Source organism: Shewanella sp. GD03713 (assembly GCF_029843705.1).
GTDB lineage: Bacteria > Pseudomonadota > Gammaproteobacteria > Enterobacterales > Shewanellaceae > Shewanella.
The window spans coordinates 4,311,550-4,328,420 of record NZ_JAOCIW010000001.1 but is presented as its reverse complement, the minus strand read 5'-3'; the positions used below and the strand labels follow the sequence as shown (position 1 = coordinate 4,328,420).

At 48.5% G+C, this 16,871-nt stretch carries 15 protein-coding genes; 9 read left to right on the top strand and 6 right to left on the bottom strand.

All coding sequences use genetic code 11. The features are described 5' to 3' along the window. Positions 1-122: 122 nt before the first annotated feature. The 3 genes from N5E87_RS18920 to N5E87_RS18910 all read right to left on the bottom strand — a co-directional run bounded on the left by N5E87_RS18920 (position 123) and on the right by N5E87_RS18910 (position 4,169). Positions 123-1,043, bottom strand: a complete 921-nt coding sequence (locus N5E87_RS18920; RefSeq protein ID WP_011624271.1) for a manganese-dependent inorganic pyrophosphatase — start codon at positions 1,041-1,043, stop codon at positions 123-125. Positions 1,044-1,186: 143 nt separating this feature from the next. Further along, positions 1,187-1,648, bottom strand: a complete 462-nt coding sequence (locus N5E87_RS18915; protein WP_011624946.1) for a YhcH/YjgK/YiaL family protein — start codon at positions 1,646-1,648, stop codon at positions 1,187-1,189. A gap of 127 nt (positions 1,649-1,775) precedes the next feature. Further along, on the bottom strand, positions 1,776-4,169 hold the full coding sequence (locus tag N5E87_RS18910; protein ID WP_279751575.1) for a TonB-dependent receptor: 2,394 nt from the start codon (positions 4,167-4,169) through the stop codon (positions 1,776-1,778). Positions 4,170-4,476: 307 nt separating this feature from the next. Between N5E87_RS18910 and N5E87_RS18905 the strand changes: the two genes are divergently transcribed. The 4 genes from N5E87_RS18905 (at position 4,477) to N5E87_RS18890 (ending at position 7,730) form a co-directional block, all read left to right on the top strand. Further along, a complete protein-coding gene (locus N5E87_RS18905) occupies positions 4,477-5,532 on the top strand; it encodes an alpha/beta hydrolase (RefSeq protein WP_279775702.1) in 1,056 nt (351 codons plus the stop codon). A gap of 139 nt (positions 5,533-5,671) precedes the next feature. Beyond that, entirely contained in the window at positions 5,672-6,247 is a 576-nt protein-coding gene (locus N5E87_RS18900) for an LON peptidase substrate-binding domain-containing protein (protein WP_023266878.1), read from the top strand. Between the two features lie 52 nt (positions 6,248-6,299). Continuing rightward, positions 6,300-7,217 (top strand): pseudouridine synthase, encoded by a 918-nt coding sequence (locus tag N5E87_RS18895; RefSeq protein ID WP_023266879.1) that lies wholly within the window; start codon positions 6,300-6,302, stop codon positions 7,215-7,217. A 147-nt stretch (positions 7,218-7,364) separates the two neighbouring features. Next, positions 7,365-7,730, top strand: coding sequence for a hypothetical protein (locus N5E87_RS18890; RefSeq protein WP_279775701.1), 366 nt, complete (start codon positions 7,365-7,367; stop codon positions 7,728-7,730). A gap of 1 nt (position 7,731) precedes the next feature. On the opposite strand, the gene N5E87_RS18885 is transcribed toward N5E87_RS18890, so the two are convergent. Continuing rightward, the gene (locus N5E87_RS18885; protein ID WP_279775871.1) at positions 7,732-9,579 is read right to left on the bottom strand and encodes an alkaline phosphatase D family protein; all 1,848 of its coding nucleotides are present in this window, start codon (positions 9,577-9,579) and stop codon (positions 7,732-7,734) included. A 180-nt stretch (positions 9,580-9,759) separates the two neighbouring features. On the opposite strand from N5E87_RS18885, the gene N5E87_RS18880 reads away from it, so the two are divergent. The 4 genes from N5E87_RS18880 to N5E87_RS18865 are packed head-to-tail and all read left to right on the top strand — an operon-like array spanning position 9,760 to position 13,024. Then, entirely contained in the window at positions 9,760-10,689 is a 930-nt protein-coding gene (locus tag N5E87_RS18880) for an SDR family oxidoreductase (RefSeq protein WP_279775700.1), read from the top strand. Next, a complete protein-coding gene (locus tag N5E87_RS18875; RefSeq protein WP_279775699.1) occupies positions 10,682-11,971 on the top strand; it encodes an ATP-binding protein in 1,290 nt (429 codons plus the stop codon). Before N5E87_RS18880 ends, N5E87_RS18875 begins: the two co-directional genes overlap by 8 nt. Beyond that, the gene (locus N5E87_RS18870; protein WP_133182261.1) at positions 11,968-12,519 is read left to right on the top strand and encodes a response regulator; all 552 of its coding nucleotides are present in this window, start codon (positions 11,968-11,970) and stop codon (positions 12,517-12,519) included. Before N5E87_RS18875 ends, N5E87_RS18870 begins: the two co-directional genes overlap by 4 nt. Before the next feature lie 31 nt (positions 12,520-12,550). After that, positions 12,551-13,024 carry a hypothetical protein gene (locus N5E87_RS18865; RefSeq protein WP_218678280.1) on the top strand — a complete coding sequence of 158 codons (474 nt, stop codon included), beginning with the start codon at positions 12,551-12,553 and terminating at the stop codon, positions 13,022-13,024. 92 nt (positions 13,025-13,116) lie between these two features. Here the strand turns inward: N5E87_RS18865 and N5E87_RS18860 are convergent, their stop codons facing one another. Together N5E87_RS18860 and N5E87_RS18855 are read right to left on the bottom strand one after the other, a co-directional pair. Beyond that, positions 13,117-13,827, bottom strand: coding sequence for an SDR family oxidoreductase (locus N5E87_RS18860; RefSeq protein ID WP_218678281.1), 711 nt, complete (start codon positions 13,825-13,827; stop codon positions 13,117-13,119). A gap of 26 nt (positions 13,828-13,853) precedes the next feature. Continuing rightward, positions 13,854-15,419: a cryptochrome/photolyase family protein gene (locus N5E87_RS18855; RefSeq protein ID WP_279775698.1), complete on the bottom strand. Its 1,566-nt coding sequence runs from the start codon at positions 15,417-15,419 to the stop codon at positions 13,854-13,856. Between the two features lie 603 nt (positions 15,420-16,022). On the opposite strand from N5E87_RS18855, the gene N5E87_RS18850 reads away from it, so the two are divergent. Further along, positions 16,023-16,862, top strand: coding sequence for a DUF6236 family protein (locus N5E87_RS18850; protein ID WP_279775697.1), 840 nt, complete (start codon positions 16,023-16,025; stop codon positions 16,860-16,862). The last annotated feature ends 9 nt before the right edge of the window (positions 16,863-16,871 follow it).

The following is a 16,871-nucleotide window of genomic DNA, read 5'->3' as shown; positions in this document are numbered from 1 at the left end:
AGCCAAATTTAGGATAGCTTTATGAGCAAAGTTTCATGCCGATTTTATGGTGGTGACTAAATCGAAGGCATAAAAAAGCCGAACTGAGTTCGGCTTTTTATGCATGACAACTTAATGCTAGCTTAAGCGAAAGCGGCCTGCAGTTGTGGCACAACTTGCTTCTTACGGCTTAATACGCCGTCTAACCACACTTTGCCATCGACTGGGGTTTTACCGTAGGCACGGTTAACCAGATCGGCATCGTCAGAAACCACTAACAGCTCTGAGCCTTCTTTCATAATGTCAGTCAGCAGTAACAGTACGCTGTGACGGTTGCCTTCAACTTTCAGGGCTTTGATATCGGCTTCCAGCTCGGCTTTGATTGAATCAAATACAGACAGATCAATTACTTCTAACTGGCCGATACCCACTAAGTTACCGTTCATGTTGAAGTCTTTAAAGTCGCGCATCACGAGATCGCGTGCGGGCGTGCCTTCAACAGCCGATTTTACCTTGAACATTTCCATGCCCAGCGCTTTAAAGTCTTCAACGCCCGCGATTTCGGCCAAGGCTTCAACGCAGCGAATGTCGGCTGTAGTGCAGGTCGGTGATTTGAAGATCACAGTGTCGCTCAGGATGGCGCACATCATGATGCCAGCGATATTTTTAGGGATGGCAACTTGGTGGAAGTCGTACATCATCTTAATGACTGTGTTGCTGCAACCAACAGGGCGGATCCAGCACTCTAAAGGCGTATCAGTGGTCAGATCGCCTAATTTGTGGTGATCCACAATACCTACGATAGTCGCTTGAGCGATATCGTCCGGTGCTTGAGTCAGTTCAGAGTGGTCAACAATGTAGACCTGCTCGCCAGCATAGCTGGTTTTGTATTCTGGCGCTTCAAAGCCAAAACGCTCCAGAATAAAAGCGGTTTCGGGTGATAACTCACCTAAACGTGCGGCAACGGCTTCTTCACCGATTTGGTTTTTTAAATAAGCTAACGCGATAGCACCGCAGATTGAATCAGAATCGGGGATTTTGTGACCGACAACGTACATAGGCATTTCAGGGACTCTCCTTTAAATTTGTGGCAATTTTAACAATATTTCGCCCGATTCGGAAATAGCCAAAGCGCATATCGCTGCGCCCTTAAGTCGCTATTCCACTAAAAACCGACCGCTGGCAGTGGCCATTATTTACACAAGTGTTAGATCTTCACTTTTATCACGACTTTACGCACCGCTGTCGGCGTATCACTCGTGCCGGGCATATGCATGTCGCCAGGGAAAAAGAGCGCAAACATCCCCGCCTTTAGTTGAATGTAGGAGGCGTTGGCTTTATTCGACTCGTAATCGAACTCGGCGTAATCGTGCTTTTCGAAATAAGGTTTTGAGGGTGTTTGGTCGGCCAATGGTAGATAGCCAAACTCTTCTTCGCCGCTGACCACATACTGCACATCGATGTATTTTTGATGTACTTCAAAGGGTTCGGTCGATTGTGGCTTAGTGTGGTAATCGTTGACTATTACGAAAATATCCTCGCCATCGAGGGGATAGTTGCCAACGGGCAGTTGGCTAAAGTCAGTGCTGGCAAGATGTGCTAATGCCGTGGCAATGCGTGGACTGAGTGATTGATAAATATGGCGATTAGCTAAGGTATCGACAATCATGGGGTACTCGATATGGCGTAAGTAAATGAGTGAATTGTAAAGATTATAATCAGTTCACCGCCGTTAGAACATAAGCGATAGACATAAAAAAACAGGCCATTTATGGCCTGTTTTCATTGTTTGCGGCTTAGTAAGTGTACTTGGCCTCGAGGAAGTAGTAGCCCCCATTAAATCCAAACGGTGTGTTGGTTAATGGATAGACGAAAATACCATTGAAGTTATTGTCATCTGGGCGTTTTTCAGGATACACATCAAACAAGTTTTGCACGCCAGCGGTGAAGCTTAAGGCATCGGTTGCGGCGTAGCGCACGGATAAATCCATCACCCATTGGTCGCTGTAATTCACATCACCCGTTGAGTAACCCACTGTGTAATCGCCGAAGTAGCTGAGGCGAATATTAGTCTTAAAGTCACCTAATTCATGGGTTAGACCTAGGTTACCCGTATTGTGCGGCGTGGCCGAGGTCATGCGGGTTTGTTCGATATTATCGAAGAGTTTAGGGCCGAGTCCGTCCAAAATTTCAGGGAAATGAATATCTTGGATTTCTGTTTTGTTATAAGCGTACGCCAAGTTAGCGCGTAAATCGCCCCAGTTGCCAAGATCAAAATCTTGGCTCACCACTAAATCGACGCCGCGAGTACGGGTATCGACGGCGTTAATAAAGAAGCGCGCCGATTCAGCATTGGTATTGGCCAGCGCCGCTGCAACTGCGGGCGAGTCGTTTGGCGTCACTGAGCTTGAGAGGATAATCCTGTCATCGATTGAAATCTGATAGGCATCCAAGGTCAGGGCTAGACCCGTATCATTGGTGTAGACCAAGCCTAAGCTGAAGGATTGCGATAGCTCTGGGTCGAGCTCGTTAATGCCTAGGGCCTTAGTCACTGGCGATAAGGTGTTGAAGGTGCCTGATTCTGTTGGCACTAACTGGCCGGTAGTCGGATCAGGATTAAACAGGGTCGAGATATTGCTGAAGTACAACTGTTGTACGCTCGGCGCTCTAAAGCCTGTGTTCACTGTGCCACGCAGGGCTAAATGGTCGGTGAAGTCGTAACGGCCCGCGAGCTTCCAACTGGTGTTGCCGCCAAAGTCAGAATAGTTTTCGTAACGCAGCGCCGCTGCCCAATAAAACTCAGTAGTTAACTGGTTTTCAAGCTCGACATAAACACCGGTATTGTCGCGAGTTTCATCGACTTCTGACTCGGGCGTAAAGCCAGTAAAGCCTTGGCTACCCGCTGCACGGTTATCATAACCGCCATTGATATAAGAACCCGGTTCGCCCGCCTCAATCTGATAACCGTTTTGGCGCCAAGAGACACCCGTCGCCACTAAAATCTCTGAGTCATTGGCAAAGTTATAGTAGCGCGAGGCATCGATGTTCAGGTTTGTTTCGCTGGTGGACAGGGTTCCAGCATCAAATTCGGTCGGGCTATCTGGGCCGAGTGATGCATTTAGGGTGTTGACAATGTTGTATTCGAACGAGTTTCCGCCATATCCCGCTGAGGTATCGATATTCCATTCACCGAGGGTGAATTCATAGCCTAGGACTAATGATGAGTCGATGATCTTAGGATTGATCTGCGGTAAAAAGCCGTCGGGATACAGTTCGGTCAAGTTACGGGCATCGAGCGCGCGGCGATAAAATGCGCCGGATTTGGTTTCACGCTGGCTAATGCCACCGAAGGCATAGAGTTTACTGTCGTTTGAGAAAGGCTGCGCCGCGTTGATAAATAAGCCTAAGTTATCGTATTCGGCGTCGCCCACTTGGTGACTCTTGCGGTTGAAAGTTGCTTCGCGCGGATCAGCCGAACCTTCTGGCAGCTTAGGATATTGTTGACGTGGATCTAAGCCTGCGCGATTGGTGCTGTCTTTATGGTGGGCTTCGACGCCAATATTCACAAAACCGTCGTTGTTTAAGCTGATCCCGTGGTTCACTCCTACGCGCCATTGTTCACCGTCACCCAGATAGGTTTGTCCGGCTTGAGCCGAGACACTACCGCCTTGGTCGTTATCTTTTAAGACTACGTTGATAACACCGGCAATCGCATCTGAGCCGTATTGTGCCGAGGCGCCATCACGCAGAATTTCGATGCGTTTAATTGACGTCATCGGAATAGCGTTCAAATCGACGTTAGATGAGCCCTTGCCGACAGTGCCGCTTAAATGCACCAGCGCCGAACCATGGCGGCGTTTACCGTTTACCAGTACTAGCGTGTGGTCAGGCGACAGGCCGCGTAAGCTGGCAGGGCGCACCGCGTCTGAGCCATCGGTGACCGATGAGAAGGGGAAACTGTAACTTGGCGCGGCAAATTGCAGCGCCTTAGCGGTTTCGGTCATACCTGTGGATTCGAGTTGCTCCGCGGTAATGATATCGACGGGGGCAACGCTGTCGGTTGCGGTGCGTAGGGCGATCCGCGAGCCGACGACTTCAATTTTCTCAAAGCTGCTGGCCTGTTCTTCTGCTTGTACGACAGGAAAAACCAAAGTTGAAGATACTGCTAATGCGATAACGGCTGGACGCATAAAACCTCTCAATGTGGAGTAACCTTTAGGCTGGAACGAAAACATTGAACCAACGAAAGTAACAATTCGATAGGGCGAAGGTTATCACTGTAACAATTGTTACATCTAGACAGAAAAGAACTAACTCAGAGCTTACTGTTCTAGATAATTCTTGAAAGCCAGTCGAATATGTCGCCATAGGAGAAGTGATGGGCTAAGTGAATAAAATCATCTAGATTCATTAGGTGTACTGAAGGTTTATCGCGCTGAGTGGCTGTGTTTTAATGGCGCTAAACCTCGGGTTTGAGGCACTTTAAGGAGTTAAGTTTTGCCCGCATTACGCTTTCTTGCAGGTCCTACGGCCTTTACCATTATCAGGGAACAAGGTCTGCATCCCGATGCTTTTACACAACTATTGGCTGCATCCGGTGGACCCAAATGGTTAGGGATTGCGGGTCTTGATAAGTATCTCTTCACGGAATTCTTTAAGCAGCGTAAGACACCGCTTTATACCTTAGGGGCGTCGTCGGGAGCGTGGCGTTTAGCCTGTTTGGCGCAGCAGGATCCACTACAAGCCTACGGACGTTTAGAGGATTACTACATTGGCCAGCGGTATGAAACCATACCGACACCGCTGGAAGTGAGCGAGCAGGTAAAAGGTATTGTCCAAGGCATTCTCGGCGAGTCGGGCGGGCGCGAGATAGTCAATCATCCCTTCATTCACAGTCACTTAATTGCCTGCCGGGCTAAACATATTAATCGTCTTAGCCATAAATTGCCCTTGGCAGCAGGGTTAGCGATAACGGCTGCGACCAACCTTATTAGCCGTAAAACCTTGGGTTGGCATTTCGAGCGGGTGGTTTTTAGTCAGCAAGTGGCAGCATCACCCTTTAGACAACTTGCGGATTTACCCAGCCAACAGGCGCAGCTCACCGAAAACAATATGAATTCTGTGATGTTAGCGACGGGATCGATTCCACTTGTGCTTGCACCCGTATCTCAAATTGAGGGTGTTGCCTCAGGGCAATACTATGATGGTGGCATCACCGACTATCACTTCGATTTGCCTTTATCACATGCCACAGGTTTAACCTTGTATCCGCATTTTTATCCCCACATGAGCCCCGGATGGTTTGATAAATCCTTAACCTGGCGCCGTGCACGCACCAATTACGATAACGCTTTGGTATTGGCGCCTTCGGCGGAGTTTGTGGCTTCGTTACCTTTTAGTAAGGTGCCCGACCGTGAAGACTTTAAGCAATTGGATACGGCGCAGCGGATGCAGTATTGGCGCCGCTCTGTTGCCTTAAGCGAACGCCTAGCCGATGAATTTGCCGAGGTATATGAAAAGGGAAATATCGCTGCATACCTAGCACCGCTGTAAGGAGAGAGCGGCAAGCAAGCCTAAATTCTTTTTTGCTGTCAGCGACTTTAGGAAGGAAATTATTTCTCCTGCTACACTCTAAATTAATAAGGAGTGGCTAATTTTTGTTCGCTCCGATGTCGGTGGGCAGGAGGTTGCTATGCAAACACGAGAAATGGCGTTAATTATGCGCGATGCCTTGTTGCTGCCACAGGGAAGGATTGAAGTCCGCGTGGTCGAACCGGGTCAATTACGTATGGTCGCGGATGTCTTGAAAGGCAAATATCATTTAGCCTTTGCGGCGATGAAACCCAGTGGTACTCCTCCCTGTTATCCCACAGCCACTCAGTGCGACATCATCGATTTCAACCAACTGGAAGATGAGTCCCTCAGCATAGTGTTAGAGGGGCGACAAAGAGTTAGCATTCTCTCGGCGGCAGAAGCAAAAGATAAGCTGTGGATGTCCCGCACTTTGCCCTGTCAAAATTGGCAAGAAGAGCCGATTGAAGGGGAGTTCGAGCTGATCAGTGCCGCGCTGGAGCAATTCTATGAGGTGAACCCTGACTTGTTGGAGCTCTATTCCCAAGTGCATTTAGAGGATGCGGCTTGGGTGAGTCAGCGTTGGTTAGAAGTGCTGCCCATGTATAACCGCGATAAGCTGGTGCTAGTAAATCAACCCGACTGCCATAAAACGATGGATTTTGTCCTGCAACTCATCAAGTCCCATGTGGACTGAAAAACCACACCGAGGCTAAAATAGCGGCTCATTGTAGCCGCTAGTTGTTTCTATGACTCAAACCGCCCGTGCCGCCCAACCTTCCTTTGTGGTTCTTCCCTTGGAGGTGGTTGATAAACCAACCGTATTTTCTTTTTTGATCGACCATTATGCCCATATTGGCGAAGCGGTTTGGCGCCAGCGGATCCTCGACGGTAAAGTACATTGGCAAGATGGCAGCTTAATTGGGTTGGAGACTGCCTATCGCCCGACGGCGAGGGCCTATTACTACCGTGAAGTCTCCGTCGAGGCACAAGTCCCCTTCGAATCGCCGATTTTGTTTCAAGATGACAATCTTATCTTGGCCTACAAACCGCATTTTTTACCCGTCACCCCCAGTGGCGATTATGTCAATGAGTGCCTAGTACACAGATTACGCTTAAGCACTGGGATAGACACTATCGCTCCAGCACACAGGTTAGACCGTGAAACCGCAGGCGTGATCCTGATGACGACTCGCCCAGAGACGCGGCATATTTATCACCAATTATTTATCGATGATGCGATTCGTAAAGATTATCAAGCGATTGCCAAACTCACCCCTGAGATAATGGCGCAATATGCCAGTGGCGAATTAACCCTGCCATTGCATTGGACGGTAAAAAATCGCATGCAACGAAGCGAGCCGAGTTTTACCATGAAAATAGTTGAAGGAGAGGCAAATACCCACTCTGAAATCAGCTTAGTGGCGATTCATGGGGAGTTTGGTTTATTCGAGTTAAGCCCTATTACGGGCAAGACACACCAGCTACGGGTCCATATGCAAAGCCTTGGTATGCCACTGTTAAATGACCGCTTTTATCCGACCTTATACCCTAAAGGACCGGATGATTTTAGCAAGCCGCTACAACTCTTGGCGCAGCGATTACGTTTTGTCGATCCAATCAGTGGTCGCTCGCACGATATTGAATGTGATGGATTAACGTTTTAGTCAGCGGAAAGCATTATTGCCACAGTATAAAAAGTGGGGTACTGCAAGATGATTGTGTGAGCTTCTCTGCAATGGTAAGAATACAGACTCTGTTATGCTCATTAGTTGTAAGGAGTCTGACGCTGATTGTTTGAGGAACTCAATAGAATGACCAAATCTGCAATCGTTTCAATTTTACTCTGTGCCGCGGTGTTGCTGGGCGCCATGTATTTTGGCAGTTGGACTAAGCATCCCTATGTACAAGAGCTGACGACGGAAATCCGTAAAGCCAGCGCGGTGATCGAGCCGAAGAAACCGAGTGCCGAGGCGATGCAGGATGCTGAGAATCAAACCGATGTGTCGTTACAGCCCAAGGGCGTTTGGGATCAGATGCGTGATGATGCAACGCCGCAAAAACGCCTTGAGTCCCAGCTATTTAAACAGAGCTTGCCTAACCAAGAAGCCACCGCTAAACCTGTGGATTCTGGAGCGGGAGCAACCAGTTCTGAAGCGGCAAAACACAACCCTGTTTAAGCTATTCCTGCCTCGGTGGTTCGAACCGAGTCTCGGTCATATCCCCATGTAAAACCGCAATTTTTGTTGGTTCACCATTTTCAGCTAACGCTAAAATCCCTATCCCACTGCGGTTGACTAAACGCTTGCTGCGCTCGCCATTAGGGCGCCGACCACGAAGCGACATTCGCTTACGTTTGGTGAATAGGTTTAACGGCGAGAAGTGGCCGTAAAGCCAGCCGTTGAGCTTATCGAAAAACGGCAGTAGTTTCTCGGGGAACTGGTTTTTAATCCCGCTACAGGTAATTTGGTAAATATTGGGGCTGCTACGGCGGAAGCGAATGCTGATGTCATAGGCGAAGGAGTAGTGCACATCCCCCGAGAGGATCACAAATTGCTCTGGGGTTTTGCGGTGCATAAAGATACTCAGCAAAGCATTGGCTGCGCCCGGATGCGCCATCCAGTTTTCGGCATCAACTAGCAGTGAAGCGCCTATAAATGTCGCCATACGTTGTACGGCTTCAATCACCTTGACCCCAAACATCGGCGCGGGTGAAACAATAATCACCTTAGATTGGCCGAGTAGCGCCTGTTGTAAGTCCATTAAGGCTTCCCAATCCATTAGGCCTGAGGGTTTGGCGAGATTAGATTCACTGCGCCAGCGGCGGGTGCGGGTATCTAACACAACCAGCTTAGGCGAAGTGTCTAAGGTGTAATGCCATTGCTCGAATTTGAGTAATAGATCGATTAATTCATCTTGGGCTTCTGGCGCTGGGCGGGCGAAAAAACCATCTAACAACGGTCGAACCTCGGTATCAAACTGGCTAGGTGCGTTGCCTAAACCTTGGAATAAGGTATAGGCAATCAAGGCATTACCAATAATGCGCTTCGAAAAGTCGTGGCCGTAGGCCGCCTGTTCCCACTTGGCGGTGAGGTTCCAATCGTCGGTGATGTCATGGTCATCGAACATCATATACACGGGAATATGCGCCATTAGGCGCCTAACCTGTTTTAGCCCCACCTTAAAGGCCAATAGATTTTGCCATTCGCGCTGCCAACGTAGCTGATTCGCCGCCGATAGTCCCTCAACCTCCTTGGGTAAGTCGATAAGCTCCCATAATTCGGGCGACCAAGTCAGCAGATACAGGGCAATCATCTCATTGAGACTGACTAAATGGTTTTCGGCAATCGATGAGGTAAAAATCGGATGATTGATATACCAGCGCCAGATTGCGGTTTTGGCGGAATATTCGGTGCGCGGCAACAAATTTTTATGGCGTAAATACAAATGCTCGGGCTGATAACTGATGACCTCGCTTCCCGCAATAGCGGCGCCGTGAAAGGCTTCATGGTGCAAACCTAGTTTTTCGATCACTTGACCTATGGCGGATAGCATGGGGCCTGCCACATCATCCACATAGACCTGATCGCCGCTGAGCATCAATAGCGCAGGGAGTTCGTTATTGCCTTTATCGATAAGCTGGGCGAGTTTGGTGTCGGCGGCGACTAAAGCATCCTCACTGTGGTGATGGGGATTGCGGCATGAGCCGTGCCATACCTGTGTCAGTGTTTGGCTAAAGTAAAGATGGGGCGAGTCGGCATCGCCATAACTCAACTCTTTGACGTTATTAAATAGGTCATCAATCCCCTTGGCCGATACGCGATATTGGATAACCGTTTGGGGCGTAAGCAGTTCGGGGCGCGCCAGGCGAAGTAAATACTGAAAGGCATGCTGACCGAGTGGCACGCTGTGCACTTCTTCCTCTGTTAACGGGTAACTTTGTTTCTCTAAGGTAAGCTGTAATTCGCTTAACGGCTCACGGCTCACAAACCAGAGGGTAAAGTGTGAGGTGTCGCAGTGGCGCAGCATGGGGCCTGCAAGAATGAGGGGAAGTGCTTGAGTCAAATTCAGCCTTTTGGTTGTTAATTGGGTTAAGTGGTACAAATTCGATGCGGTTAAGCACTGGTAAATAAGAGTAAACAAGTGCGTTGAATATGAAAAGCTTTTAGAATTATGAGCCAAATGAATGGCTAAGGATCGCGGGGCAATATGGCAAACATTATGGTAACGGGCGCAACTGGATTACTCGGCAGGGCGGTCGTCAAACAGTTAACCGCCGTGGGTCATAGGGTGATTGCCACAGGTTTTAGCCGCGCCGAGGCGGGGACTCATCGGCTCGATCTAACCCAAGCCGCGGAGGTTGAAGCTTTTATTGCCCGTGAGCAGCCCGAGGTGATAGTACACTGCGCCGCCGAGCGTCGCCCCGATGTGTCCGAGCGCTCGCCAGAACATGCCTTAGCACTGAATCTTAGTGCTAGCCAAACCTTAGCCGAGGTCGCCAAGACCCATCACGCTTGGTTGCTTTATATTTCCACCGACTATGTGTTTGATGGCACAACGCCTCCCTATGCCGAAGATGCAGCGCCCAATCCGGTCAATTTTTATGGCGAGTCTAAATTGCAGGGCGAAACTTGTGTACTGAACACCGACAGTGGTTTTGCGGTGTTACGCTTACCTATCCTCTACGGCGAAGTGACTCAGCTGAGCGAATCTGCGGTATTGGTACTAATCAACCAATTGCTGGATAGCAGACCGCAGCGGGTCGACCATTGGGCCATTCGTGCACCAACATCGACGGCGGATATTGCCAATGCCATTGCTAAGCTCATCCAGCGGCAGTTACATGCTGCCGATGTGTCAGGGATTTACCATTTTAGTGCCACGCAAACCATGACTAAGTATCAAATGCTGCTCGGCTTAAGTGAACTGTTAGGGATTGATAGCGCGCATTTACTTCCTGAGCAAACACCCATGGATAGCGCCAAAAGGCCGCAAGATTGCACCTTAAGTTGTGGGCGTTTAGCCGCCTTGGGGATCTACTCTGAGTTAGCGTTTAAGACAGGGCTAACTCAGGCGCTTAGCCAATCCAGCGCGGCACTGGCGGCGGTAGGCTGTAGTTTAAGGAATCTCCATGGTTAAGATTTTAGGTACAAATTTACAAGCCGCCGACCAAGTGGCGCTGCTTAGAACCTTAGGCCTATTGCTGCAAATCGGTTTGACGTTGTTTGCCGCTGATACTTTTGGCCTGAGTTTACAAATGGAGCCGCTAGTGCATGTGTTTGTGCTGGAGGTGTTGTATTTGTCGCTCACCTTGGCATTGCGTAAGCCCTTGTTTGCGAAAGAGCGTGGCCTGTTTATTGCCCTGAGTCTCGATACCTTGTTTTGGATCTCTTGGCTGTATTTTTCGGGCGGGGCGACCAATGCGTTTATCTCCTTACTGCTATTACCCATAGCGCTCGCCGCCGTGACGCTGCCGATTTGGGCGCCTTGGAGCCTGACGGCGATCTCTACGCTTGCCTACAGCCTGATGATTTTTACCGTGCCAGAGTCGCAAATGCATCACCACGGTATGGATATGAGCTCCCACTATCTCGGCATGTGGTTTAACTTTGTGATTTCGGCGCTGGTATTGACCACGAGTGTGGCGTTAATTGCCAAGCGCATGCGCCGTCAAGATGCGCAGCTTGCCTATATGCGCGAAGGACAACTGCGACAGGAGCAGTTATTGGCGCTAGGTACTGTGTCAGCACAAATGGCCCATCAACTGGCGACGCCGCTATCGACACTGCGGTTATTGCTCGACGAATTAAGGGAAGAACAACCCGAACCTTCGATTACTGTAGTTGAAATGGAGACTGCATTAGGTCGCTGCGAACATACCTTGACTGAGCTGCGGCTGGCGACAGAGTCGATTCGTGATCGTCGTCAGCGGCCACAAAAGGTCACTGAGCTGGTGGCGGGATTAAAGCAGAAAACCCAGTTATTGATGCCGCAAACCGAACTCAATTGGTTGATCACCTGCGCGCCTAAGCAGTTGGAAGAACAACAGATCTTAACCGATATGAGCTTAACCCCCGCCATTATGGCCTTGATTGAAAATGCCGCCCGCGCCAGTGTCGAAACCATAGGTACTTCGCAGGTGGATATTAGCGTCGATTGTTCGCCAAGCGAGGGGCGGGCTTATTTGCAGATCCGTGATTATGGCGCGGGTATCGCTCCCTCATTATTGCCACAATTGGGTACCTTATTAATCGAGAGCCCCAACGGCTTAGGCGTGGCCTTGTTACTCAGCCATGCCAGCCTAGAACGTTTGGGGGCGGAGTTGATCCTCGCCAATCATCCTCAAGGGGGTACAGTGGCGCAAATTCGTTTTACTCTCTTGCACCCTAATGCATCGGCCACGACTGCGGAGGCGCTATGAAACGGCTATTGATTATTGAAGACGATCAGGCTCTTGCAGGCGTGCTTGCGCGGCGGTTGACTCGCCATGGTTTCGAATGCCGCTTAAGTCACGATGCCAGTAATGCGCTGCTGGTGGCGCGGGAATTTTGCCCAACCCATATCCTGTTGGATATGAAACTGGCCGAGGCCAATGGCCTGAGTTTGATCGTGCCCCTGCGTAATCTGTTGCCTAAGGTGATCATGGTGCTGCTAACGGGGTACGCCAGTATTGCTACCGCAGTAGAAGCGATTCGCCTCGGCGCCGACAACTATCTTGCTAAACCCGTCGATACCCAAACCTTGTTGGCGGCCTTCGAGGTGAATAGTCAGGCGAGTGCACTACCTGAAGATGAAATCGACGACTCGCCGCTCAGCCCTAAACGGCTGGAATGGGAGCATATTCAACAAGTACTCAATGCTAATCAGGGCAATGTGTCGGCAACCGCCCGCCAACTGGGGATGCACCGCCGTACCTTACAGCGTAAGTTATTAAAGAAGCCCGTGAGTGAAACCGGGCCGCTCAAGTAAATGAGAATTTGCTCAAGGAAGGAGTTGTAGTATGCGTGAGTATGATGGGATTGAGGTGCGTTATCGCAGGCCCGATGCCGATTTAGCTAAAAGCTTACAAGTTGTTGAAAATCTATTGGGCTTTGCTCCAGAACCTCTGCAGTTAGACTTTGATTTATCCTTTTGGGCTGGTGGTGCTGGGGTGCTTGATAAGCTGGCTATCTCCTGCAATGTCACGCTCGAGCAGTGGCGAACACTCAAACAAAAGCTGGACTTATATTCCCCAGAAGAGATGGTTGCTAGGGAAGATTGCCGCGAAGACTTTATCTGGTTAGTTGCCGACGATGAGTGCAGTGATATTTTGGCGGCTTCGGCGCAATTTATTAATGACAACAAGGCGCCGTTTCAAGAAGCATGCGATACATCGCAGGCAATCCACTTTGGCTATATGAGCGATGTGAATACTTGGACGGCTGTATGGGGGCAAGGCAGCCGGATAAACTATGCCTACTTTTGTCAAGGTTAAGAGGTGCCAAGGCTAAGTGTTGTCAGGGTTAAGCACTGTCATTACTGAAAGCTGCCAAGGTTAATCCGTATCTGTGCTAAACGCTTGTATCGCTACCAAGGCAGTTCTGCACCATCGTAGGCCAAAAAGCTGCCCGTTTGTGCAGGTGTGGCATTGGCGATAATACTGACTAAACATTGGGCGACGTACTCTGGTGTAAACAGCTTTTGTTTGGGCACGTTCTGCTGAAAAGGTTTGGATAATCGCGTATCCGTAGTGCCGGGATGCAGTGCTAGCACCACGCAGTGTTTCATGCTTCTCTGCCATTCAATCGATAGCGTGTGAAGGAACATATTCAGCGCCGCTTTCGAGGCGCGATAGCTGTACCAACCCCCTAATCTGTTATCACTAATGCTGCCGACTTTGGCCGATATCACCGCAAATCTTGCCGACTCACTGCGCTTTAACGTGGGTTCAAAGTGCTTTGCCAACATCATACTGGGCAGCGTGTTTAGCTTGATATTGTGCAGGAAAAAATCCCCATCGAGTGCCTGCACGCTTTTTTCTGGCCCCTTATCCTCGGTGTGTAGCATGCCAATACAGTTGATTAGCCAATCTAATTGGGGAATGTTTTGACTCAGTTGCTTAATCTCCTCCTCAAGGGTGATATCCAGCCGATGCCAGATAACGCCATCGCCTCGCCCTGTATCTGGCTGATGATGTTTATAGGTCGCATAAATAGTGGCCTCGGGATAGGTTTCGCGCAGCTTATTCACCATGGCGTGACCTATACCACCGCTGCCACCTAATACCAAAATATTCATCGCGTTTCTCCCATGCGAATAAGCCTTTAAAGGCGTTCAAGTTGCGCCAGATGTTGTTCGGCTGTTGCCAGAATGGCTTGCCTGGCCGCCTCATCGGTTTTATCCCAAGTGCGGTACAGCATGGCGATGCGTGGATTGTGGGTGAATTGTGCGCGGTGTTTATCCATAAAGCGCCAATACAGGCTGTTCAATGGGCAGGCAAGGGCGCCGCTACGTTCTTTTATCTTGTAATGACAACTGCCGCAGTAATCACTCATTTTATTGATATAACTGCCGCTCGCGGCATAGGGTTTAGTGCCGACTATGCCGCCATCGGCAAATAGCGCCATACCGCGAGTGTTGGGCATTTCGACCCATTCAATCGCATCCACATATACGCCTAAGTACCATTTATCTACTTCATCGGGGGCGATTTCGGTCAATAAACAAAAGTTGCCAATCACCATCAAACGTTGAATATGATGGGCATAGGCATAATCGAGTGACTGAGATAAGGCGTGGTGCAGGCAATTCATTCGAGTCTTGCCATGCCAAAAGTAGTCGGGCAGCTTGCGCGTGGCCTCGAGGGCGTTAATGTTGGCGTAGTTGGGCATATTCGCCCAATAGATGCCGCGCACATATTCACGCCAGCCGATGATTTGCCGAACAAAGCCTTCGACCTGGGCTATCTCAATAAAAGGATTGGCATGATAGTGCTCAATCACCGCATTGATCACTTCTAATGGGCTGATAAGCTTGGCGTTTAAGCTAAAGGACAGCCGACTATGGTACAGGCTCCACTGCGCCGGATGTTGCTGAGTCATCGCATCTTGAAAACGACCAAAGGCGGGCAGGCAGTACTCACAAAAATACTGAAGTAATTCGAGGCTTTGCACGCGGTTTATCGGCCAGAGTAAATGCGTATCCGCCTTGCCCATAGTATTAATCCCATGGCGCGTAAGGCGAGCGAGAATGTCTTGCACATTGTGGCCAAACATCAAAGGTGTAGGTAAAGATTTGATATCTTGGGATTTAAGCTTTTGCCTGTTGTTGGCATCAAAGTTCCACTGTCCGCCAACGGGCTTGCCATCTGTCATTAAGATATTGAATCTTTTGCGCATTCGCCGATAAAAATGCTCCATCAGCCTGTGTTGCCCTTGGGGGAATTCCCTATCAATTTCGTCAAAGGGCAATAAAAAGTGCTCGGTATCGACGCAATTCACCACGGCATTGGCCAACTTCAACTGGCTTAATTGCGCGAGGAGTCGATATTCGTCAGGCCGTTGATATTCAAACTTAATCGCCCCCGTTTCGGCGACAAAATACTCTAGTAATGCGTTGAGATCGGCAAAGTCTTGGGTATCGTCGAGGGTGAGGTAACGCACTTGATGCCCTGCAGCACCAAGCTCGCTGGCAAACTGCGCCATGGCACCAAAGAACGCGCAAATCTTTTGCACATGATGCGTCACATAGGTGTTTTCTTGATGCAATTCTGCGATTAAATACAGCACCTTGGGATCGATTTGCTGATACCAAGTATGTTGGGCATTAAGCTGATCGCCTAAAATCAGCCTAACCGTATGGAAGTGTTGTAATTGCTGCCGTAATTGCATTAGCTGGACTCTGATGGATGACTGTCGCGGTTACATCTTTCGCGATGGGATATTGCTGAACATTACGGATTGCAGCACTGTGAGGATCACAGGGCGAGGTATTTGTCGGGATTCCGACAATAAGGTTTATTTGTAAACTTCGTTTATTGCGTTTAAAAGGCTTTTAAAATTAAAGTCAAAGTCAACGTCGTGGGGCTTCATCCCACACCCGACCAAGAGGGGATCAACAGCAATTCCCTCTTGGATCTCCCTTGCCGCCCCTAGCGAAGTTAGATGCATTAGAGACTGGCCTTGGTCTTATGGATAAATTGCTATCGCTTCCGAAGGCAACGTCCCTGTACCTGCGAAAGCTAGCCGGTCATCCATGACCGGACTCACGCAATTTATTCCAACGCCCCGCGGCAACTTCGCAGGGGAAGGTAAACTCCTGTGGGTGTTGCTTTAACAGATGATCACGAAAGAATTCAGTCTTATATTTTATTGCAAATTAGAGATGAGAATATGCTCGATCTTTCTTTGCAGATCTGATTGCTAGTATTAGACTTGAAAATTAAATAGTGAATTGAATTCTTTTCTTAAAAGAGCTTAATAAGGTTAAGTGCAATGACTCCTCGTGGATTAATGATTACACAAAACATTGATGTTAACGCTTCTGGATTTACATTTAATGGAGGAATTGATGCACAGAATCTTAGACAATACCTTCTTTTTTGGGATCATATTGTCTGCCCTCAAAGCAACCTTATCCATTTTGGTATGGGGCAAGATTTTGAGTATTTAATGAATGCAGGTGTAGCGCAATATGTAAGTGTAAATTTTTACGGTGCTACGAATATTGGCTCAACTTTTTGGCGAACTTTAGAGAGCAAAGCTTTTGAACAATTACTAACTGATAAAAATATTGAGTGGAGTTTAGCATCTAACATTAGGACTCTAGGACTTAATGCATTAAAAGAAAGCAAGCAAGAAGCATTATGTTTTAGTCTAATTGATGCACTGAAAGTATTTACTCCCGACGTTCCTCTTCCTGAAATACTTGAATTCAAACAAAAACGTCAGAATATGCTGCTTGAGTTGCGAGACAGTATTGATGAACTCAAAGATAGCATATGTGTATCTCAGAACAGTTTGGAAGCACTTGAACGAAAAAAACGAAAAGTTGAAAAGGATATTACAGAGTTAAATCAATTAATTGATGAAACTAAATATCCTTCTATAAGCAGATGTGCTGTAGATGTTTTAACTGTTGAAGGTGTAGTAGGTTTTACCTCTGCCATACTAACTGAGATAGGAATAGGTAATGGATATGGCTTAACTTTAAAAGGTTTATCAGTGATGGGAGGCATTGGTTTTAACATGATGAAATGCAATCGCCCAGTGAAATTACCTAGTCATCTGAAACAATATGCTTATATAGCGTGTGCTAAACAAGAACTTATTTAGCTTTATAAT

Excerpts from the sequence above, each read along its gene's own strand:
- N5E87_RS18920 (WP_011624271.1), bottom strand. The coding sequence starts at position 1,043 with ATGCCTATGTACGTTGTCGGTCACAAAATCCCCGATTCTGATTCAATC.
- N5E87_RS18915 (WP_011624946.1), bottom strand. The coding sequence starts at position 1,648 with ATGATTGTCGATACCTTAGCTAATCGCCATATTTATCAATCACTCAGT.
- N5E87_RS18910 (WP_279751575.1), bottom strand. The coding sequence starts at position 4,169 with ATGCGTCCAGCCGTTATCGCATTAGCAGTATCTTCAACTTTGGTTTTT.
- N5E87_RS18900 (WP_023266878.1), top strand. The coding sequence starts at position 5,672 with ATGCAAACACGAGAAATGGCGTTAATTATGCGCGATGCCTTGTTGCTG.
- N5E87_RS18895 (WP_023266879.1), top strand. The coding sequence starts at position 6,300 with ATGACTCAAACCGCCCGTGCCGCCCAACCTTCCTTTGTGGTTCTTCCC.
- N5E87_RS18890 (WP_279775701.1), top strand. The coding sequence starts at position 7,365 with ATGACCAAATCTGCAATCGTTTCAATTTTACTCTGTGCCGCGGTGTTG.
- N5E87_RS18885 (WP_279775871.1), bottom strand. The coding sequence starts at position 9,579 with ATGCTGCGCCACTGCGACACCTCACACTTTACCCTCTGGTTTGTGAGC.
- N5E87_RS18880 (WP_279775700.1), top strand. The coding sequence starts at position 9,760 with ATGGCAAACATTATGGTAACGGGCGCAACTGGATTACTCGGCAGGGCG.
- N5E87_RS18875 (WP_279775699.1), top strand. The coding sequence starts at position 10,682 with ATGGTTAAGATTTTAGGTACAAATTTACAAGCCGCCGACCAAGTGGCG.
- N5E87_RS18870 (WP_133182261.1), top strand. The coding sequence starts at position 11,968 with ATGAAACGGCTATTGATTATTGAAGACGATCAGGCTCTTGCAGGCGTG.
- N5E87_RS18865 (WP_218678280.1), top strand. The coding sequence starts at position 12,551 with ATGCGTGAGTATGATGGGATTGAGGTGCGTTATCGCAGGCCCGATGCC.
- N5E87_RS18860 (WP_218678281.1), bottom strand. The coding sequence starts at position 13,827 with ATGAATATTTTGGTATTAGGTGGCAGCGGTGGTATAGGTCACGCCATG.
- N5E87_RS18855 (WP_279775698.1), bottom strand. The coding sequence starts at position 15,419 with ATGCAATTACGGCAGCAATTACAACACTTCCATACGGTTAGGCTGATT.
- N5E87_RS18850 (WP_279775697.1), top strand. The coding sequence starts at position 16,023 with ATGACTCCTCGTGGATTAATGATTACACAAAACATTGATGTTAACGCT.